This window comes from Nonomuraea sp. 3-1Str, assembly GCF_031570565.1.
In the GTDB taxonomy this organism is placed as follows: Bacteria; Actinomycetota; Actinomycetes; order Streptosporangiales; family Streptosporangiaceae; genus Nonomuraea.
In genome coordinates this window covers 61689-80313 of the sequence record NZ_JALHBK010000029.1, presented here as the reverse complement: position 1 = coordinate 80313, position 18625 = coordinate 61689, and the positions used below count along the sequence as shown (strand labels likewise).

The 18625-nt window shown below is 69.8% G+C and carries 13 protein-coding genes; 7 read left to right on the top strand and 6 right to left on the bottom strand.

The window, feature by feature from the left end:
- Positions 1-96: 96 nt before the first annotated feature.
- The 3 genes from MTP10_RS33855 to MTP10_RS33845 form a co-directional block, all read right to left on the bottom strand.
- Positions 97-3951: a S8 family serine peptidase gene (locus MTP10_RS33855; protein WP_310714726.1), complete on the bottom strand. Its 3855-nt coding sequence runs from the start codon at positions 3949-3951 to the stop codon at positions 97-99.
- A gap of 180 nt (positions 3952-4131) precedes the next feature.
- Positions 4132-7011 carry an AAA family ATPase gene (locus MTP10_RS33850; protein WP_310714723.1) on the bottom strand — a complete coding sequence of 960 codons (2880 nt, stop codon included), beginning with the start codon at positions 7009-7011 and terminating at the stop codon, positions 4132-4134.
- Between the two features lie 90 nt (positions 7012-7101).
- Positions 7102-7596 carry a hypothetical protein gene (locus MTP10_RS33845; RefSeq protein ID WP_310714722.1) on the bottom strand — a complete coding sequence of 165 codons (495 nt, stop codon included), beginning with the start codon at positions 7594-7596 and terminating at the stop codon, positions 7102-7104.
- A 178-nt stretch (positions 7597-7774) separates the two neighbouring features.
- Here MTP10_RS33845 and MTP10_RS33840 point away from each other — a divergent pair, with 178 nt between their 5' ends.
- Positions 7775-8689, top strand: a complete 915-nt coding sequence (locus MTP10_RS33840; RefSeq protein ID WP_310714720.1) for a YihY/virulence factor BrkB family protein — start codon at positions 7775-7777, stop codon at positions 8687-8689.
- 16 nt (positions 8690-8705) lie between these two features.
- On the opposite strand, the gene MTP10_RS33835 is transcribed toward MTP10_RS33840, so the two are convergent.
- Positions 8706-9710 carry a LacI family DNA-binding transcriptional regulator gene (locus MTP10_RS33835; protein ID WP_310714717.1) on the bottom strand — a complete coding sequence of 335 codons (1005 nt, stop codon included), beginning with the start codon at positions 9708-9710 and terminating at the stop codon, positions 8706-8708.
- Positions 9711-9958: 248 nt separating this feature from the next.
- Here MTP10_RS33835 and MTP10_RS33830 point away from each other — a divergent pair, with 248 nt between their 5' ends.
- From MTP10_RS33830 to MTP10_RS33815, 4 genes are all read left to right on the top strand, one after another.
- A complete protein-coding gene (locus tag MTP10_RS33830) occupies positions 9959-11236 on the top strand; it encodes an ABC transporter substrate-binding protein (protein ID WP_310714715.1) in 1278 nt (425 codons plus the stop codon).
- 80 nt (positions 11237-11316) lie between these two features.
- Positions 11317-12243 (top strand): sugar ABC transporter permease, encoded by a 927-nt coding sequence (locus tag MTP10_RS33825; protein WP_310714714.1) that lies wholly within the window; start codon positions 11317-11319, stop codon positions 12241-12243.
- A 1-nt stretch (position 12244) separates the two neighbouring features.
- On the top strand, positions 12245-13096 hold the full coding sequence (locus tag MTP10_RS33820) for a carbohydrate ABC transporter permease (protein ID WP_310714713.1): 852 nt from the start codon (positions 12245-12247) through the stop codon (positions 13094-13096).
- Entirely contained in the window at positions 13093-14454 is a 1362-nt protein-coding gene (locus MTP10_RS33815) for a GH1 family beta-glucosidase (protein ID WP_310714711.1), read from the top strand. The genes MTP10_RS33820 and MTP10_RS33815 overlap by 4 nt, the downstream gene beginning before the upstream one ends.
- 100 nt (positions 14455-14554) lie before the next feature.
- Here the strand turns inward: MTP10_RS33815 and MTP10_RS33810 are convergent, their stop codons facing one another.
- The gene (locus MTP10_RS33810) at positions 14555-15202 is read right to left on the bottom strand and encodes a hypothetical protein (protein WP_310714710.1); all 648 of its coding nucleotides are present in this window, start codon (positions 15200-15202) and stop codon (positions 14555-14557) included.
- A gap of 432 nt (positions 15203-15634) precedes the next feature.
- On the opposite strand from MTP10_RS33810, the gene MTP10_RS33805 reads away from it, so the two are divergent.
- Both MTP10_RS33805 and MTP10_RS33800 read left to right on the top strand, forming a co-directional pair.
- Entirely contained in the window at positions 15635-16144 is a 510-nt protein-coding gene (locus tag MTP10_RS33805; RefSeq protein WP_310714708.1) for a hypothetical protein, read from the top strand.
- 405 nt (positions 16145-16549) lie between these two features.
- Complete coding sequence (locus tag MTP10_RS33800; protein ID WP_310714707.1) at positions 16550-17320, top strand: transposase family protein; 771 nt, start codon at positions 16550-16552, stop codon at positions 17318-17320.
- A gap of 108 nt (positions 17321-17428) precedes the next feature.
- Here the strand turns inward: MTP10_RS33800 and MTP10_RS33795 are convergent, their stop codons facing one another.
- Positions 17429-18157, bottom strand: coding sequence for an endonuclease/exonuclease/phosphatase family protein (locus MTP10_RS33795; RefSeq protein WP_310714706.1), 729 nt, complete (start codon positions 18155-18157; stop codon positions 17429-17431).
- Between the last annotated feature and the right edge of the window lie 468 nt (positions 18158-18625).

The window sequence follows — 18625 nt, the reverse complement described above, 5'->3', positions numbered from 1 at the left end:
CCGCCGATGCGCCCGGCAAGCGGTGGCACGGCGAGGGCGCCTTGAGACGCGGAGATGTCGGGAGCGCGATACGCTCCCGACACCTCCGTGGCGGGACTAGCTCAGCGTGAACGCCCGGGCCGTGGTCTGCTCGACCTTGTTGCCGTCGGCGTCCCACGCCTCGGCCCTGAGGCTGACGGCCCCCTTGGTACGGGCGAGCGCGGGGTAGGTGAGCGTGGTGGTGTACGCCCCGTCCCGGCCCTTCCTGACCGTGGCGTTCTGCCAGGTCCGGCCGTCATCGGTGCTGTAGGAGAGCTTCAGCCCGGCGATGGCCGGCAGCCTCTCGGTGGAGGGCGCGTGGCTCACGTCGATCTCGAACGTGTGCCGGCGCCCGGCCGGGACGCTGTTGTCCAGCGCCTGCGTGTCCCCCAGGTCGTAGCCGACGAACACCAGCGGCTGGGGCCCGCACGCGCCGGTCAGCTGCGGCAGGGACAGGCAGATGTGGGTGCCGGTGACGGTGTCCGTCGGACGGCCCTTGGACCGGAACGTCCAGACGTTGGTGTTGCCGCGAGCAGTCTGTTCGAGCCGGTAGACGCCTTCCTCCTTCGGCAGGCTGTACATCGGGTACGGGCTGCCCTGGTGGCGCGGGAGTTCCTTGGCGTCCTTGTACAACTTCGCGAGGCCGCTGAGATAGGTGTCTTCTCGTCCCTGCCGTCCGTTGCCGTTCACGAGGCTGAAAGAGGCCAGGAAGACATCGCCGGCCCGGCACATCGGACATTCCAGCCGGTAGTTGATCCCGGGCAGCGAGGGCATGATCTGGCTTCCGGGGGTGAGCACGCCCGCATTCCAGTTCCGCGTCTCCCTGCCGGCCTTCTCGACCGTCGTGGCGATCCTGGCGGATTCGGTGCTGCCGGCGTCCACGGTGCCCAACCGGAGCGTGTCCGTGGAGAACCCGCCGAAGTACTCGGGCCGCTGGGCAGGTCCGGCGAAGCCGAAGGCGGCCGAGAACGACACCATCTCCAGCGGCTTGAAGCTGTGCCAGACCTCGAGCTGCCGGCCAGGGCCGTCCGGGCCGTGGAAGCCGGTGTCCACGGTGCGCAGCCGGTTCTGGGAGTAGCGGTAGGTGAGGTCGGCGGGGATCCTGCCTTCCTCGTACTCCTGCAGCTGGTAGGTGTAGTCGATGGTGGGAGTACTGGTGACCTCGAGGGTGAGGGGGCCGCGGGCCAGCTGTGCACGCAGCTTCTCACCGGCTGTCCTGAGTATCTGCGCCACCGGGAGCTCCGCCGTGCCGGCACCATGCGTCGAGGTGGGGACCTGGCACTGGGGGGCCGAGCCGTTGGGGAACAGCACGATGCCCACGGCGCCGGCGGCCTTCAACCGCCGGACGCGCTCGATGTCGATCTCGCACGCCTGGGGCGGGCCGACGACGAGCAGCGCGAGTTTCCCGCGAAGGTCGGTGGCGGCGATCTCCTCGGGACTGGCGGCGCCGACGTAGGCCGGTTTGTAGCTGCGGGTCCCGGGCGGGAAGGGGATGTCCTCCACTCCCATGCTCTGTCCCTTGTCGAAGTACTCGTTCGTCCAGGATCCGATGGGGTACTTCTGGGGGGCCACGGCGCGCACGGCCAGCTGCTCGTTGAACGCGGTGAGCCGGGTCGAGAACAGGAACTTCCCCTTGGTGACCTTCTGGGTGGGGCTGACATACCGGTCTCCGCCGGCGATGAGGCCCATCTCTCCCGAGGCCACCGGCATGCCGTCCCATGCCGTGCGCACAGACGTGATGGCGCCGACGGCGTGTCCCAGGTCGATCGGCTTCGGGGTCTCGTAGCGAAGGAGGACGGCCTTGCGGGCGTCCAGGGTGATCTCGCGCCCGCCCTCCGGCACGACGACCTCGGGATCCATCAGTGTGGCCGTCGGGCCGGCTCCGCCGTCGACCGGCTGGTGCACGATTCCGGCGGAGACGGCGTAGGTGCCGGGCTCGACCATGTACCGATAGGTCCCGTCACCGAGGTAGGAGGCCCCCTTGACGCCGTAGGTGCCGGGGACGTCGACCGCGGTCGCCGCGACGTAGAACTCCAGGGGCCCCGGCGCCTGACCGTACCTGTTGATGGTGTGGATGGTCAGCGGGACCCGCTTGGGCCCGCGTACCAGGCCGATCGGGGTGGTGACGTGCGCACCCGCGGCGTCGGTGGCCACCAGGGCGCCGGTGTAGGCGCCTCTGGCGAGACTCTCCGGGTGCAGGGTGACGGTGGCCGAGGCGGTCCCGCCCGCCGGGACGGTCACCGTCGGGGCGCTGACCGTCAGCGCGTCCGCCGTGTCCTTCATGGTGGCGTCGAGCGTCAGGGTCACCTCGGCGTCGCCGTCGTTGGCGTAGGTGACGGTCCTGTCCACGGTGTCGTTCTGGCCGACCGCGATGGAACCGAAGTCGGCGTTGGGGGTGGTGGCGCTCACCTTCTGGGAGATGGCCCGGGCCACGTCCACCCGGCCGGCGCCCTGCTGGTAGACGGTGTGCCCGGCGTCCTTGGCGGTCGACATGAGGGCCGCCTTGAGCCGTTCGCCGCGCCAGTCGGGGTGTTCCTGGGCGAGGATGGCCGCGGCCCCGGCGACGTGCGGGGTGGCCATGGAGGTGCCCGAGAGCGTGGTGTGGAGGTCGTCGACGGGGGTGCCCAGGCTGGTGCCGGCCGCGCGGGCGGCGATGATGCCCACGCCCGGTGCGGCGATGTCCGGCTTGAGCGCGCCGTCGGAGACGCGCGGACCCCGGCTGGAGAAGCTCGCCAGTGCGTCGGACTTGTCGGTGGCGGCCACGGTCAGCGCCGACGCCGCGGCGCCGGGTGTGCCGACGGTCTCCTTCTCCGGCCCCGAGTTGCCGGCGGCGATCACGAACAGCGCGCCGGTCGATTCGCTGAGCTCGTTGACGGCCTGCGAGAGCACGTCCGTGCCGTCGGTGGGGTCACCGCCGATGCTCATCGAGACGATCTTCGCTTTGGCCTCGCCGACGGCCCACTCCATGCCGGCGATGATGGCGGAGCTGTCACCGGATCCGGCGTTGCCGAGAACCTTGCCGATGGCGAGCTTGGCGCCGGGTGCGACGCCCTTGCGGGAGCCGCCGGAAGCGGCGCCGGAGCCGGCGACGGTGGCGGCCACGTGGGTGCCGTGGCCGTGGCCGTCGGCCACTTCCTCGCCGGGGACGAAGCTGCGGCTGGTGACGATCTTTCCGGCCAGGTCGGGATGGGCGGCGTCGACCCCGGTGTCGAGGACGGCGACGGTGGTGCCGGAGCCGTCGAACCCGGCCTTCCACGCCTCCGGCGCGCCGATCAGCGGCACGCTCTCCGCGAGGTCGACCTTGACCTTGGCGTCCAGCCACACCTTCCCGATTCCGCCGGTCAGCGACGTGAGCTGCTTGTCCGGTGTCGCGGCGCTCCGGCCGCGCAGGGTGGACCAGAAGTCCAGCGCGCCGTCCTTGTCCACCGCCACCGCGGCGCCGTGGATGCTGGGCAGCGAGCGCTGGGCGGTGCTGGCGGGCAGTGCCTGCGCGGTGGCCGCGACCGAGGCCTGCGGAGCGCTGCCCTGGTACTGCACGATCAGCGGCAGTTGCCTGGCCGCGTCGTCGGCGAAGCCGTTGGTCGCCAGGTACCGCACGTCGAACAGGCGGCGCTCCAGGACCCCCGCCTCGATGGCGGGCCGCGCGTCATCCGGGATCACGAAGATCCCTTCCGGGCTCGCCTCGCTCCGGAACATCGGCGTGCTGCCGTCCGGGCGGCGGACGGCCTCAGGGGTCGCGGTGTAGCGGCCGCTGCCGTCCCGGGTGAGCCGGACGGTGTCACCGGTGATCAGAGTGACGTTCCACCGGCCACCGCCGGAACCGGCCGGCGTGACGACGTCGCCGTCATCCCCGGAGGCGGCGCTCGCGGCCGCCGTCGTGAGCAGTCCGGCGACCAGCGCCGTGACGACGGCTCCGGCTAACAGTCTGGGCATGCTGCGTTCCTGCCTTCTTGCGGGATGGGGGACGGGGCAGCGCTACGGGCGCGCCTCATGCGTCGACCCAGCTGTCGTCGAGCTCCGGCGCCGGTGTGCCGTCGGCACCCTGCTGGTCATCGTCCTTGTCTTCGGGAGCATGGTCGGGCATGCGACAAGGGTCGAGGCTCCGGCCGCGGGTTACCTATGGGGCGAATGCCCCATTTGTTGTACGTCGGCCAGACGGTTGGCGATCGCGGCACGCGAGTGCAGGCCCAGTTTGCGCATCGCGGCGCCCAGATGCTTGTCGACGGTCTTCGCCGACACGAAGAGCTGCCTGGCGATCTCCTTGTTGGTCAAGCCGGTGGCCGCCAGCCTGGCCACCGCGCTCTCCCTCGGCGACAGCTCGGAGCCGTAACCGCGGGGGCCGCCCCGATGGCGGGCCGGTGAGGACAGGCCCCACTGCCTGCCCGCTCGGGTGGCGCGATCGAGATCCCAGCGGGCGCCCAGCCTGCCGTACCCCTCGATGGAGACCGCCAGGAGGTTGGCGGCCCGCTCGTCACCCACGGCGAGCAGTCGCGTGGCGGCCTGCTCGCGCGCCTGCGCCGCCTCGTAGGGCGCGGGAAGCCGGTCATAGGCGGCCGCGGCGGCCGTGAACCGTTCGGCGTCGCCTGTCAGGAAACCTCTGGCGTGCTCGAGCGCCGCCGGCGCGAGAGGGGCGTCCAGCTCGGCGAGCTCACGATCGAGACGCGTCACCAGCTCGGCGGCCTCGTCGGCGCGGCCCACACTGACCAGAGCCTCGGCCAAGGCCGGAACCGCCCGCACGCCGACCGGCCACAATCCCTTGTCCGCCCACAGGGCGAACGTCGCGGCGGTGCCCGCCACCGCGGCGCTCGCCCCGCCCCGGGCCGTGGCGAGCCGGAGCAGCGCGCTCACCGGCAGCGGCAACATGTCCACGGCGCCCGTCTCGAGGTTCTCGCGCACCAGGTCGTCGAAGCGGATGCCGTCGAGCCTGCCCTGGGCGAGTGCCAGGCACGCCGCGACGGTCTCGGCCAGGACGTGGTAGGTCCGCTGCCCGGCGAACAGGTCCAGCAGGACCTCGACCTCTTCCCTCAGCCCCTGCCACGAACCGCTGCAGTAGGCGTGGACGGCCAGATCCACCCGGCACCTGAACTCGGTCAGGCGCGTGACGTCGTGCCTGACGGCCTCCGCGAGAGCGGTGTCCAGCAGTTCCTTCGCGGTGTCATGGTGTCCGGCGAGTGCGGCGATCGCGCCGACGGAGTCGTAGGCCACCACCTCCCACCGATTGACCGGACGGTTCCCGGTCTGCTCCAGCATCTGCCCGGTCAGCGCGGCCCGGCGCGGGTCGCCGATGGAGGTCAGGACCATGGCGGCCTTGCCGAGGACGGAGACCCTCCGCTCGGGTTCGTCGATGGCCGGGATCAGGGCGAGTGCCCGGTCGAGCCACGACAGATGCTCGGCGAGCGGGATGCCGGGGCCGTTCGGAATGCTCAGCCCCACCATCGCCGAGGCTGCCAGAAAGGGGTTGTCCAGCAGCTCGGGAACGGCATCGGCGATCTGGCGGAAGCGTTCCCGCAGTGCGCCCGATCTTTCGAGCTGCAGGCCGATGAGGAAGTTCAGCTCACCGCGCACTGGGCCTGCCGGCTGCCGTTCCGCGGCCTCGCGCAGCAGGTCGATGACCTCGCCCGCGGACAGCGCGTAGCCGGCCGCCCATCCCAGCCGCACCGCGATCCGGCCCTGCCGGACCGGATCCAGGGGCGCGTGCCGAAGCACCGCTTCCAGCAGGCGCTCCGCCTCGGCGTCGTTGGCCAGCGCCACCGCCTGGGCCGCGGCCTTCTCCGCGGCCTCTACCCACGCGTCGTGGTCGCCGGCGTGGCGGAGATGGTGGGCGATCTGCCCCAGAGGCTCGGGACGCTGCCGCGACACGGCCGCCGCGGCGCGCGCGTGCAGCGACTGCCGTCTGGGCAGCGGGACGCTCTCGTACACCGCCTGAACGGCCAGCATGTGCCGGAACCCGGCGGCCCCCGCGCCTTCGGTGAACAGGCCGCGCTCCAGCAGCTCGTCCAGGCCCGCGCGGGCGTCCTGCGCCCGCGCGTGGCAGGTGGCCACGAGTACGGACACCGGCACGGGCACCTGCAGCACGGCCGCGGCCTCCGCCATCGCCTGCGCGCTCGCGCTCAGGCCACGCACGCGCTCCAGCACCGAGTCACGCACCCCGGCGGGGACGTCCAGCGCGTCGAGTGCCTTGCGGGCCCACCCGGTGCCGCGCTGGACCAGCATGCCGCGTCCGCGCAGCAGCGCGACCAGCTCCTGGATGGCGTACGGCAGCCCGGAGGTCCGCTCGCACAGGTAGGCGGCGAACTCCTCCGACACCTGCGCGGTGCCCAGGATCGAGGCGGTCAGCTCGTTGGTCTGGGCCACGTTCAGCGGCGGCAGGACGATGTGGGCCCGTGTGACCTCGGCGCGGTGCCGGGTCATGAGCGCCCTGATGCCCGGGTCTACCTCCTCGCCGCGGAAGGTCAGCACGAGCGCGAGCCCGGCCGGCGGGTCGGCCAGCAGGTACCCGAGGAACGCCACCGTCTGCTCGTCGGCCCAGTGCATGTCCTCCAGCACCAGCACCACCGGGCCCAGCGCCCTGAGCAGCTCCGCCAGCCCGCGGAACACCCGATGCCGCCGGCCGGCGGGATCGTCGAGCGGCTCGGGCGCCGGCGGCAGGCAGGGAGCCAGCTCGGGAAGCAGCGGACGCAGGGCGCCGGTCACCGGTGACAGGAGCGCCTTGTCCAGGTGCTCCCCGGTGCCGCGCAGCGCGTCGAGGAGGGGACCGAGAGGGAACGGCTCGCGGATCTGCACGCATCCACCGACGAGCAGCAGGTGAGCGCCGAGTTCCGGCTCCGAGGCGAGCTCCCCGGCGAGCCGCGTCTTGCCGATCCCCGCCTCGCCCTCGATCAGGGCGACGGAAGGCGCGCGCGCCACCACAGCCAGCAGGCGCCGCAGCTCCGCGGCCCGCCCCACGAGGACCGGAGAGATCACCCGGTCTCCGGTCACATCAGCGTCGTCCATGGTCAGTGCTATTGAAGCGGCCCTTATGCGGGTTTGTCACCTCAGGCGCCCGCCTTCGACCCGCCTGGAGATCGGAAGTCCACCCAGGCCCTACGATCCCCTGACCTCCCACCAGCCGCGCGTGCATGACCACTTGCCCGCGGCCTTCACGCATGCGCGGAACTTGCGGCCCCCCGGGGCGTCCACCGCGAACGACGTGGCGCTGCGGCCTCCCCTGCCCACGACCGCGTGGCAGGCGTGGTAGGTGCGGCCTCCGTCGTCCGTCCAGTCGACGGAGACCCTGTCGCCGGCGCGCAGACCGGTGCCCCATGCCCACCACACGTCACGGCCTCTGTAGACACCGTTGGCCTCGTACAGGTAGACCGCGCCGCGGCGCCCCGACGCCCCTGCCATGCGCTGCCATGTGCTCCTGGGCACGTCGCGACTCACCCTCAGCCGCGCCCCGCACGAGTAGTTGATCGGTCCCGCGGCCTGGGTGTGCGACACCTGACGGGCGTCCTGCACGGAGGCGCCGGCGGGCGAGGCGGCGGTCAGGACACTGCCGGCCACCATCGCGGCGACCGCCAGAGCTTGGAGGTTACGCATGTGCTCTCCCTGGTTGCGGAATCTGTTGACCGCAGAGTAGGAGCGCCTTCGTTGAGAATCCGTTGAGCATGCGTTGACCGGCTGTTCCAGGGCAAGAGCTGTGCGCGCGTTCGTCGCGGTACGGTGAGCACCCGGCGGCGTACGGCCACCAGGACGGAAGCGAAGGGAACCTCGCGCCATGAACGCCACCGGACCGTTCAAGGGCCTGGTGGCGACCTGGCGGCGGGCCCGCGACCGGCACGGCTGGCTCGACCATCTGTCCCGCGCCGTGGTGCGCTACGACAAGGCCGACGGCGGCCGGCTGTCGGCGGCCCTCACCTACTACTCCTTCTTCGCCACCTTCGCCCTGGCCCTGCTGGCCTTCGGCATCCTCGGCCACGTCATGGACGACCCGACGGTCCTCGCCACGGTCCAGCAGTACCTGAGCGAGAACTTCCCGCGCCTCGACGTCCAGGCGCTGCGGGAGGCCGGGGGCACGGCCGGCGCGGTGGCCTTCGTCGCGCTGCCGGTGACCGGGCTGTTCTGGATGGACACCCTGCGCTCGGCCAGCCGGGCGATCTGGCGGCTGGAGGAGTACCCGGGCAACTTCTTCCTGCGCCAGCTCATCGACCTGAGCGTGATGGCCGGGCTGGGGCTGCTGCTCGCCCTGTCGCTCGCCGTCGCCTTCGCCGCCGAACGGCTGCTGACGTGGCTGGCCGTGCTCACCGTGGGCGTGGAGGCCCTCCCGGCCCAGTGGGTGCTCACCGCGGCCGGGATCGTGCTCGGCCTCGGCGTGAACACGCTGCTGGCCATGGCGCTGCTGACCGCGCCGCCCCGGTTACGGATGCCGCTGCGCCGCGTGATGGGCCCGGCGCTGGTCATCACCGCCGGGCTGGAGATCCTCAAGACGCTCGGCCAGGTCTACGTCAACCTCACCGCGGCCAACCCCGCCTACCGGGTCGTCGCGGGCGCGGCGGGCATGCTGCTGTTCCTGAAGGTGCTCAACCAGCTCATCCTGTTCGCCACCGCCCTGACGGCCACCGGGACGGCGGGCGAGGTCAAGGATCTGGCCGTCCGGAAAGGCGGCATCGACGACCGCGCCGCCCACCTGTGACCCGGAGGATTCCGGTCTACCCGGTGGAGCCGCGGACGACCAACGGGGTGGGCAGGATCCGCGGGAGAGGGGTGACGCCTTCGTTGATCATCGTGATGACCGCCGCGGCCGCCACCATACCGAAGCCCGCCTTGTCCTGGGCCAGCGTCGTCAGTCCCGGCGGCACCAGCGCGGCCAGCTCGATGTCGTCGAACCCGACCAGCGCGATGTCGTCGGGCACCTTCAATCCCGCCTCCGTCACGGCCCGCAGCGCGCCGATCGCCATCTCGTCGCCTGCGACGAACACCGCGTCCGGCCGCTCCTCCAGCTCCAGCAGCGTACGCATCGCGGCATGACCACCGGACAAGTAGAAGTCGCCCTCGACGACCAGCTCCGGCCGATGTGCCAGACCGAGCGCGGCCAGCTCCTCCAGGTAGCCGCGCAGCCGCTCCGCGCCCGGCCCGGTGCGGACCGGGCCGGTGATGGTGGCGATGACCCGGCGCCCGGTCGCGTGCAGGTGGCGGACCGCCTCGCGCGCCCCGCCCACGTTGTCGGAGGTCACGTAAGTGGTCCACGGCCCCTGGACGGGCCGGTCGAGGGAGACGCACGGCACCTCTGATCCTGCCAGCGGCTGGAGCGAGGGGTCGGCCCTGCCGTTGTCTATGAAGACCACGCCGTCGAGGTTGTGCCTGCGTACGGCGCGGAGATAGCTGTCGGGCGTGCCGTCCTCGCTGGTGGCGAGCATGAGCAGGTGGTAGCCGCGCTCGCTCAGCGCGGTCTTCAGCCCGATGAGGATGTCCTGGAAGAACGGGTGCCGCCAACCGGGGCGGCGGTGGTCGGTGTCCCAGATCAGGCCGACCATGTGGGACCTCTTGGTGGCCAGAGTGCGGGCCGACTCGTTGGGCGAGTATCCGATGCGTGTCGCGGTGCTGAGAATGAGCTCGCGGGTCTGGGCGTTCACCACCTCGGGGCTGTTGAACACGCGGGAGACAGTCGCCGGCGAAACCCCGCAAAGGCGCGCCAGCTCACGAATCGTTGCCACGGACTTACGTTATCGCACCTCGCTGAAACCGGTTTCATGTAACCGGTTACCGGGAAAGTATGGGAGAGCTGACAGCGTGTCAACCAACACCGCCAATTTCTTTTGCGTGACGTTTCTGTGACTTGACAGAGAATGGTGGAGTTATATGGGATGTCGCACTGACAGGCCGATGCCGCACCGTTGCCGCGGGGCTCGGCCTGCTCATCGCATCTCGCAGTCACCCTTCCTCTCCTTCGAAGGAGTCCCAGGTGTCTGCTGGACGAATCCGTATCGCCGCCGGAGTGCTCGCTCTCGGCATGCTCGCCACCGGTTGCGGCGGCTCCCCCTCCACCGGCTCCACTCCGGCCGAGGGCAAGATCACCCTGACCCTCAACCTGTTCGGGAACATGGGCTTCAAGGAGCTCTACGCCAAGTACGAGGCCGCCCACCCCAATATCAAGATCGTCGAAAGGACGTCGGCGTACAACGACCACCACCGCAACCTCGCGGCGCACCTGGCCACCGGCAGCGGCACCGCCGACGTCGAGGCGATCGACACCGGCTTCATCGCCCAGTTCAGGAACCAGCCCCAGCACTTCGCCGACTTACGCCAGCATGGCGCCGACCAGCTCAAGGATCGCTGGCTGCCGTGGAAGTGGGAGGCGTCGCTGGCCAAGTCGGGGGCCCAGATCGGCTACGGCACCGACGTGGGCGGCCTGGCCATGTGCTACCGCCGCGACCTGTTCGAGAAGGCCGGGCTGCCCACCGACCGTGACGAGGTCGCCAAGCTCTGGCCCGACTGGACGTCCTACTTCGAGACCGGCAAGCGCTACACCGCCAAGAAGCCCGAAGGCGCCGCGTTCTTCGACGGCGGCCCCCAGGTGTTCAACGCGATGGTCGGCCAGGCCGAGACCGGCTACTACGACACCCAGGACAAGGTCGTGGTCGCCACCAACCCGGCCATCCGCTCCGCCTACGACGAGGTGCTCAAGGCCGTGGCCGACGGCCAGTCGGCCAAGCTCGTCGGCAGCTCGCCCGCCTGGAACACCGGCTTCGCCAAGAGCCAGTTCGCCACCATCGCCTGCCCCGCCTGGATGCTCGCCAAGATCCAGGACCAGGGCAAGGACTTCGCCGGCCAGTGGGACGTGACCGCCATCCCCGGCGGCGGCGGCAACTGGGGCGGCTCCTACCTGACCGTCCCGGCCAAGGGCAAGCACGTGAAGGAGGCCGTGGAGCTGATCGCCTGGCTGACAGCGCCCGAACAGCAGATCGAGGTGTTCACCAAGCACGGCATCCTGCCCTCCACCGTCGCCACCTACGACAAGCCCGAGGTGACCGGGCTCAAGCATGAGTTCTTCAACAACGCGCCGATCGGGCAGATCTTCACCACCGCCGCCCGCAACCTCAAGCCCCAGTACCAGGGCCCGAGGGCCGGCGACATCCAGACCGCCATCCGCGACGCGATCAACCGCGTGGAGGAGGGCAAGCAGAGCGCCGCCGAGGCGTGGACGCAGATGCTCGGGGACGTCGAGCGCATCAGCAAGTGATGCGCGTCGATCCGTGAGAGCCGGGCGACGGCGGGCGGTCAGGACCCGCCGTCGCCACCCTTCCCCCCGAGGAGCCGACCATGACCTCCGTCAGATCAGGGCCTCGGCGCCGCTGGGCCTACCAGCTCGACGTCAAGGGCTCGCCGTACCTCTACATCGCCCCGTTCTTCCTGCTGTTCGGCGTGCTGGGCATGTTCCCGCTGCTGTACACCGCGTACGTCTCTCTCACCGACTGGAACCTGCTGGACCCGGACCGCGAATGGGTGGGGCTGGCCAACTACGCCGAGCTGCTGGCCGACGACTACTTCTGGAACGCGCTGTTCAACACCGTCAGCATCTGGCTGTTGTCCACCGTGCCGCAACTGCTGGCCGCGCTGTTCATCGCGCACATGCTCAACCGCCGGCTGCGCGCCCGCACGCTGTTCCGGATGGGCGTGCTGCTGCCCAACGTGACCTCGATCGTCGCGGTCACGATCATCTTCGCCCAGCTCTTCGGCCGCGACTTCGGCATGGTCAACTGGGCCCTCGACCTGGTGGGCCTGGATCCCATCGACTGGCAGGCCGGCACGCTCTCCTCGCACGTCGCGATCTCGATGATCGTCATCTGGCGGTGGACCGGCTACAACGCCCTCATCTACCTGGCCGCCATGCAGACCATCCCCGAGGGCCTGTACGAGGCGGCCCGGCTGGACGGGGCGAACCAGCTCACCCAGTTCCGGAAGATCACCGTGCCGATGCTCCGCCCCACGATCATCTTCACCGCCGTCGTGTCCACCATCGGCGGCTTCCAGATCATCGCCGAGCCGCTGCTGTTCCAGGCCGGCACCGGCAACCCGACCGGCGGCTCGGACCGCCAGTTCCAGACCGTCGGCCTCTACCTCTACGAGCAGGGCTTCAGCTTGTACGAGTTCGGCTACGCCTCGGCGATCGCCTGGACCCTCTGCATGATCATCGTGGTCATGGCGCTCGTCAACTTCGCCGTCACGCGCAGGATCAGGAGCAGCTGACATGGCAACCGTCACCGCGGTCCGACGCCGCCTGAACCCCCGGGGAGCAGGGTTCTGGACCTACGCCGCGCTCGTCGCCGTGCTGCTCGGCTCGCTGTTCCCCATCTACTGGTCGCTGGTCGTGGCCTCCCATGACAACGACGCCATCGCCAGCGTGCCGCCGGTCCTCACCCCCGGGGGCCACCTGTTCGAGAACATCGCCCGGGTCTTCGACACCACCCCGTTCGGCCAGGCGATGCTCAACTCCGTCCTCGTGTCGGGCACGGTCACCGTCTCGGTCGTGCTGTTCTCCACGCTGGCCGGCTTCGCCTTCGCCAAGCTGCGCTTCCGCGGGCGCAACGTACTGCTCCTCCTGGCCATCGCCACCACGACAGTGCCGCAGCAGCTCGGCATCATCCCGCTGTACATCCTCATGGCGGAGTTCGGCTGGACCGGCAGGCTCGAGGCGGTGATCGTGCCCGGCCTCGTCACCGCGTTCGGCGTGTTCCTCATGACCCAGTACCTCTCCAGCGCCATCCCGGACGAGCTGCTGGAGGCCGGTCGCATCGACGGGTGCAGCACACTGCGGCTGTTCTGGCACGTCGTGCTGCCCGCCGCCCGCCCGGCCGCCGCCGTGCTCGGCCTGTTCACCTTCATGCACGCCTGGAACGACTTCTTCTGGCCGCTGGTCGTCCTCACGCCGGAGAACCCGACCGTCCAGCTCGCCCTCTCCAGCCTGGCCAGCGGCTACACCACCGACTACGCGCTCGTGCTCACCGGCACCGTGCTCGCCATCGTGCCGATCGTGGCGGTCTTCGCCGCGCTGGGCCGTCAGATCATCGGGGGAATCATGTCAGGAGCGATCAAGGGATGACCCAGGAACATAACGCCTTTCCCCCCGGGTTCGTGTGGGGGACGGCCACCGCCGCGTACCAGATCGAGGGCGCCGTGGACGCCGACGGGCGCGGGCCCTCCATCTGGGACACGTTCTGTCGCATCCCCGGCGCGGTGGCCATGGGCCAGAGCGGCGAGCACGCCTGCGACCACTACCACCGCTGGCAGGAGGACGTGGAGCTGATGGACCGGCTCGGCACCGGCGCCTACCGCTTCTCGCTGGCGTGGCCCAGGATCATGCCCGACGGCGACGGCCGGGTGAACCAGCGCGGCCTCGACTTCTACCGGCGGCTCGCCGACGCCCTGCGCGGGCGCGGCATCGAGCCGTACGTCACCCTCTACCACTGGGACCTGCCCCAGGCGCTGGAGGACCGCGGCGGCTGGCGCGAGCGCGACACCGCCGAGCGCTTCGCCGACTACGCCGAGGTCGCCCACGAGGCGCTGGGCGACACGGTGTCCCAGTGGATCACGCTGAACGAGCCGTACTGCTCGTCCATCGTCGGCTACGCCGAAGGCCGCCACGCACCCGGCGCACGCGAGGGTCACGGCGCGCTGGCCGCCGCCCACCACCTGCTGGTGGGCCACGGCTTGGCGGCGGCCAGGCTGCGGGCACGGGCGCGGCCGGGACAGCGGGTCGGCATCACGCTCAACATGTCGCCCACGGTGCCCGCGACCGGCTCGGCGGCCGACGCCGACGCGGCACGCAGGATGGACCTGCTGGTCAACCGCCAGTTCACCGACCCGCTGCTGCTCGGCGTCTACGCCTCCGACATGGTGGAGACCTTCGGGGCGATCAGCGACTTCTCCTTCCGCCGCGAGGGCGACCTGAAGGTCATCGGCGCTCCGTTGGACTTCCTGGGCGTCAACTACTACTACCGCATCCACGCTGCCGCGGCGCCGTACGAGCAGGCGGATCCCGCGCTGCGCACCGCCTTCGACCTCGGGGTGCGCAGCGTCACCCCGGACGGCGCGGCGACCAGCGGGCTGGGCTGGCCGGTGGAGCCGCAAGGGCTCCACCAGACTCTCCTCGGCCTGGCCGGGCGCTACCCCGCGGTCCCGCCGATCTTCATCACCGAGAACGGCTACGGCGACGACGGGACTCTCGACGACACCGGTCGCGTCGGCTTCCTGCGCGACCACCTGGCCGCCATCCGCGCCGCGATGACCGACGGTGTGGACGTGCGCGGCTACTTCTGCTGGTCGCTGCTGGACAACTTCGAGTGGGCCCGCGGGTACGCCGCCCGGTTCGGACTCGTCCACGTCGACTACGAAACCCAGGCCCGCACCGAGAAGGCGAGCTTCCACTGGCTGCGCGAGTTCATCGGGAAACAGGGATGAGGACCCTGGCACCCGACCTCGACACCTCATCGGTACGAGCACCGCTCCATGAGACCGTCGCCGACCGGGCATGATCCGAGCGGCGCGCCCGGCCAGATCACTAGGGATCCGGGTGAGCTGTCCTGAGTTCCCCGCGCAGCCGGGCCGGGTCGACTTCGGTCGCGGCCGTCTTCCCGTCCAGTCGCCAGCCCTTCCCGTACGCCGCGGCGAAGGCTTCCTCGCCCAGCACGGCCCGCCCTCGGCGGGTGAGCTCGCGGACCTGCCGATCGGTGTGGTCGTGGGCGCCGCGCAGCCTGGACGCGGCGCCGAGCAGGACGGCCGACTCGTGATGCCGTCCGCGCGCCTCGGCGAACGCGGCGGCGTTCACCGCCACCAGCGACAGGATCGGTAGGTCCCGGGTCTCCAACGCCGCCGCGTACGCCTTCTCCAGCGCCTTCTCCGCGCCGGCCAGGTCACCGGTCTCCAAGCAGAGCGAGGCCCGTGCGCTGCCGATCAGCGTCCGCACGTGGTCACCGGCGAACGTGGTGTCGCCGTCAAGATCCCGTTCGGCGTTGTCCAGCAGTGCGCGCGCCCGGTCCAGGTCGCCGAGCCGCACCCGGAAGCCGGCCTCCCACGCGTCGAACAGAACCAGCAGCTCCTTCGAGGTCGCCCGCCGCGCCCGCTCGCGGGCCGATTCGGTCAGCGCGATCGCCAGGACGGTGTCGCCGCGCCGCAGGTGCAGGTCGATCCAGCGCAGGTCGCTGAACACCTGGTCGCCGAGGCTGAGCGAGCCGAACTCGCCGGCCAGCGACCGGGCCTCGCGCAGGTCGGCCAGCGCGCCGTCGAGGTCCGTGACGCACCCGAGCAGGTAATCGCTCGCCTCGGCGGCCGACGGGAGGACTTCACGCCCGGCCCATTCCCCGGCAACCCCGACAAGTTCCCATTCCCCGGCGACCCGTGGTCACGGGGCTGGACGGTGCGTTCACCCTTCTTGCGGCCGACCCACGGGGTCAAGGTGGAGCCCCAACTGGAGGAACGACCTTGGCCCCGTGGTCCTGGCCCGCTTGGCTTGTCCCGGGTCGATGGCGGACGGGATGATCAGCTCCCCACCTCAGCGATCTACGGACCTCAGACCCGCTCGGCGATCATCCCGGAGCTGGAGTCCCCGCCGGAGGCGCGTTCTTAAGGGAGGATGATTGCTGTGTCTGACCTGCTGTGGGAGGACGTGAAGGTCCTATTCGACCCTGAGGTCAATGGAGCCTTGCCTGACGTGGTTGTGGAGGGGACGACTGTTGAGGACTGGCAGGTGCTGCTGGATCTCGTTCGGGCCCAGGGTTGGCAGTACGCCTATTCGGTAGGTGGAGAGCCGATGGAGCTGACGTCTGCTGCTGACATGGCCGAAGCCGCCTATGCCGGCGGCGCGCCTGAACTGCGAGTCATGCCCGAACTGAGAGTCTGGCCGATCTCCGACGTGCTGATCATCTTCCGCATGTATCAGATCGAGTCGATCGACTTCGATGTCGATCTCAGAGAGTTGCAGGGGCAGGAGCGGTTGGATGTCTTCGTGGACTTCTTCTGCCTGATTGGACGGCGTCTTGGGAAGGCCGTGTTGATGAGTGCGGAGGGATTTCCTGGCTATCCGGATATGGGGTTCGATGTCGACGCTGACCGGGTGGTGCTGATGGTGGATCCGGACGATCCGCGCCGTTGAAGGGCTTGAGGCCGGAGCATCCCATCCGGCGCGGCCCGCACGCTCGGGCCGCGCGGCGGCGCGTGCGCCGCCGCCATGATTCTTATAAGAACAATTCTGCAAAGCCAAGTTCCGCCAGGCATCCGCTTCCAAGGAGACATCCTTCTGGGAGCGGGCAAGCCGGCTCCGGCGCGGTTCCCTCGCAGGTCGGGGTGTATTTCCTGCCGGCGATGCGCCTGTTCCCAGAGGTCGGCTACCGCTCGTTTCGGACAAGATGACCAGCGCCTTGACTGGGCTGTTTTCATTCTCGGTGGGCGCCTGCTGATCACAGCATGATCGCGAGTCCGGCGTTCGCCTGATGACGCGAAGAACCCCTGGTAGACGGGTGGATCACCACAATCAACGCCGTCACCACCAGGGGCTCGGATGCTTTTCTATCGTGCTGCCGTCGATTTGTCGCGCCCAACGCTGAACTACGTGGCCGGCATCATCCGCCGCCACCGCAAGGCCATCGGCTCCGTCTGGCGGCGGCTCAACCCCGCCCAGCAGGCCTTGCTGGTCCTGATCTACCTGCGCAAAGGCGAGACGTACAACGAGCTCGCCTCTGGGTTCGGCGTATCGGTGGCCACCGCCTGGCGGTACGTGGAAGAGACCGTAGCCCTGCTGCGCGCCCGCGCCCCCAAGCTTGACCGCGCCTTACGCAACGCCGCGCGAGACGGCCTGCACTACCTGGTGCTGGACGGCATGCTCATCCCCATCGACCGCGTGCGCGCCGACCGGCCGTACTACTCGGCCAAGCACCGCATGCATGGGATGAACATCCAGGTCATTGCCTCTCCAGACGGCACGATCATCTGGACCTCCGGCTCGCTGCCGGGCAGCACCCACGACCTGACCGCCGCCCGCATCTGGGCCGTCCTCCGCGCGCTGGCGCAGGCTGGCATGCTGACCCTGGCCGACAAGGGCTACCAAGGCGCCGAAGGCCCGGTGGCCACACCGTACAAGGGCCGCAACAAGCCCCTGTCACAAAAGGCGGCCAATCGCTCCCACGCCCGGCTCCGCGGGCCCGGGGAACGCGCTAACGCCCAGCTCAAAGGCTGGCGCATCCTCCGCAAGCTTCGCTGCTGCCCGCACAAGGCAGGACAGCTATGCAAGGCGATCGCCGTCCTGCAAAACTACGAGCTCACCCACGGATGAAACGCCTCAGTGAGGGCGCATCCCAATTCGTCCCTGGCCGGCAGCGTGGATGCGCAAAATTCGGGTTTCGCTGGTAGGGCATGACGAACAACCTGGTGCTGGGCCAGCTCAACGTGGTGCAGGCGGCGTTGAGCCTGCTCTCACCCAGGCGTGTAGCGGGACGTGATCAGACCACGTGCTCCGGGCGTAATCGACGAAGCATTTCCGTACGCGGCCCTCGCCGGCGAACACGTAATCAATCTTCCGCTTGCGGGTCACGTAGGTCCAGCGCCGGCGCGGGTCGCATTCGTCGCGGCCCTTGTAGGCCGCGGCGGCGTCGCGCGGCACCAGGTTGAGATCGCCACCGATCACACCCCGGCCGAGCTTGAACAGCTCGCGCAACTGGATGTGGCGGTAGGGCCTGCCCTTCTGCCTGTCGTCGTAGCTCGATCCCGACGAGAAGTGCGCGGTGCAGAACGTCCGGTCGGCCGTGCAGACGGCGTACCTGCGGGCTCCCCACGGCGGCGAGGTCAGCGCGTGCACGACGAGGCCGGTGTCCGTTCCGGCCACGGCCAGGGTGACGCTCAGCACCCCGCGTGGCCTGCCGTTTCTGTCGGGCAGGCACTGGTACGGAGAACCGTCCGAATACATCAGCCCCGCCGACCGGACGCTCCAATTCCGGCCGGTACGGCGTTCGAGCTCGTGTTCCAGGTCGGCGTCGGCGCCCGTGCAGAACTCCTGGAGGAAGACCACGTCCGCCTCGGTCGCCAGCACTGCCACGTGCCAGGCCAGCTCGGCGTTCGAGCGGCGGAAGAGCGCGCACCCGGCGTTGGTGCCCGCACAGACGTTCCACGTCATCACGTGGAGGAGAGGTGGCTGTGCCTGTACGGACAGGTTCGGTAACAACAGTCCGGCGATCAAGAGCTGGCTGATCATCATCACCGAGATCCCTCCACACATGATCCGAGCCGTCAAAAGACCGCTCAACCAGCACATCTGGCAACCAGGAGCCTATGGGTCTTCATGGGGTCAGACCCGGGCGTACGAGCTGCCAAGAGCCTCTTCTCATGCCAACCCGTCCCGGTTCTCTCTTGCTGATCAGTCCGATCAGGTTGGAAAAGCCTCACTGGGCTGCGAGCTGTGGCTTCGCCGACCGCCAAGACGTTGTGCGGCAGCCAGTGACGCCAGGGGTTTGGTTCGGCCGGCCCATGACGGCTATCCCCACTGGAGCTGATGACCCTCATGGAGACCGGAACTCGGACGCTGATCGGCGCCGTCTTCCGGCCCACCGTCACGGGCGAGACCGACACTGCTGCACCTGCTGAG

Excerpts from the sequence above, each read along its gene's own strand:
- MTP10_RS33850 (WP_310714723.1), bottom strand. The coding sequence starts at position 7,011 with ATGGACGACGCTGATGTGACCGGAGACCGGGTGATCTCTCCGGTCCTC.
- MTP10_RS33820 (WP_310714713.1), top strand. The coding sequence starts at position 12,245 with ATGGCAACCGTCACCGCGGTCCGACGCCGCCTGAACCCCCGGGGAGCA.
- MTP10_RS33845 (WP_310714722.1), bottom strand. The coding sequence starts at position 7,596 with ATGCGTAACCTCCAAGCTCTGGCGGTCGCCGCGATGGTGGCCGGCAGT.
- MTP10_RS33795 (WP_310714706.1), bottom strand. The coding sequence starts at position 18,157 with ATGACGTGGAACGTCTGTGCGGGCACCAACGCCGGGTGCGCGCTCTTC.
- MTP10_RS33825 (WP_310714714.1), top strand. The coding sequence starts at position 11,317 with ATGACCTCCGTCAGATCAGGGCCTCGGCGCCGCTGGGCCTACCAGCTC.
- MTP10_RS33855 (WP_310714726.1), bottom strand. The coding sequence starts at position 3,951 with ATGCCCAGACTGTTAGCCGGAGCCGTCGTCACGGCGCTGGTCGCCGGA.
- MTP10_RS33815 (WP_310714711.1), top strand. The coding sequence starts at position 13,093 with ATGACCCAGGAACATAACGCCTTTCCCCCCGGGTTCGTGTGGGGGACG.
- MTP10_RS33800 (WP_310714707.1), top strand. The coding sequence starts at position 16,550 with ATGCTTTTCTATCGTGCTGCCGTCGATTTGTCGCGCCCAACGCTGAAC.
- MTP10_RS33840 (WP_310714720.1), top strand. The coding sequence starts at position 7,775 with ATGAACGCCACCGGACCGTTCAAGGGCCTGGTGGCGACCTGGCGGCGG.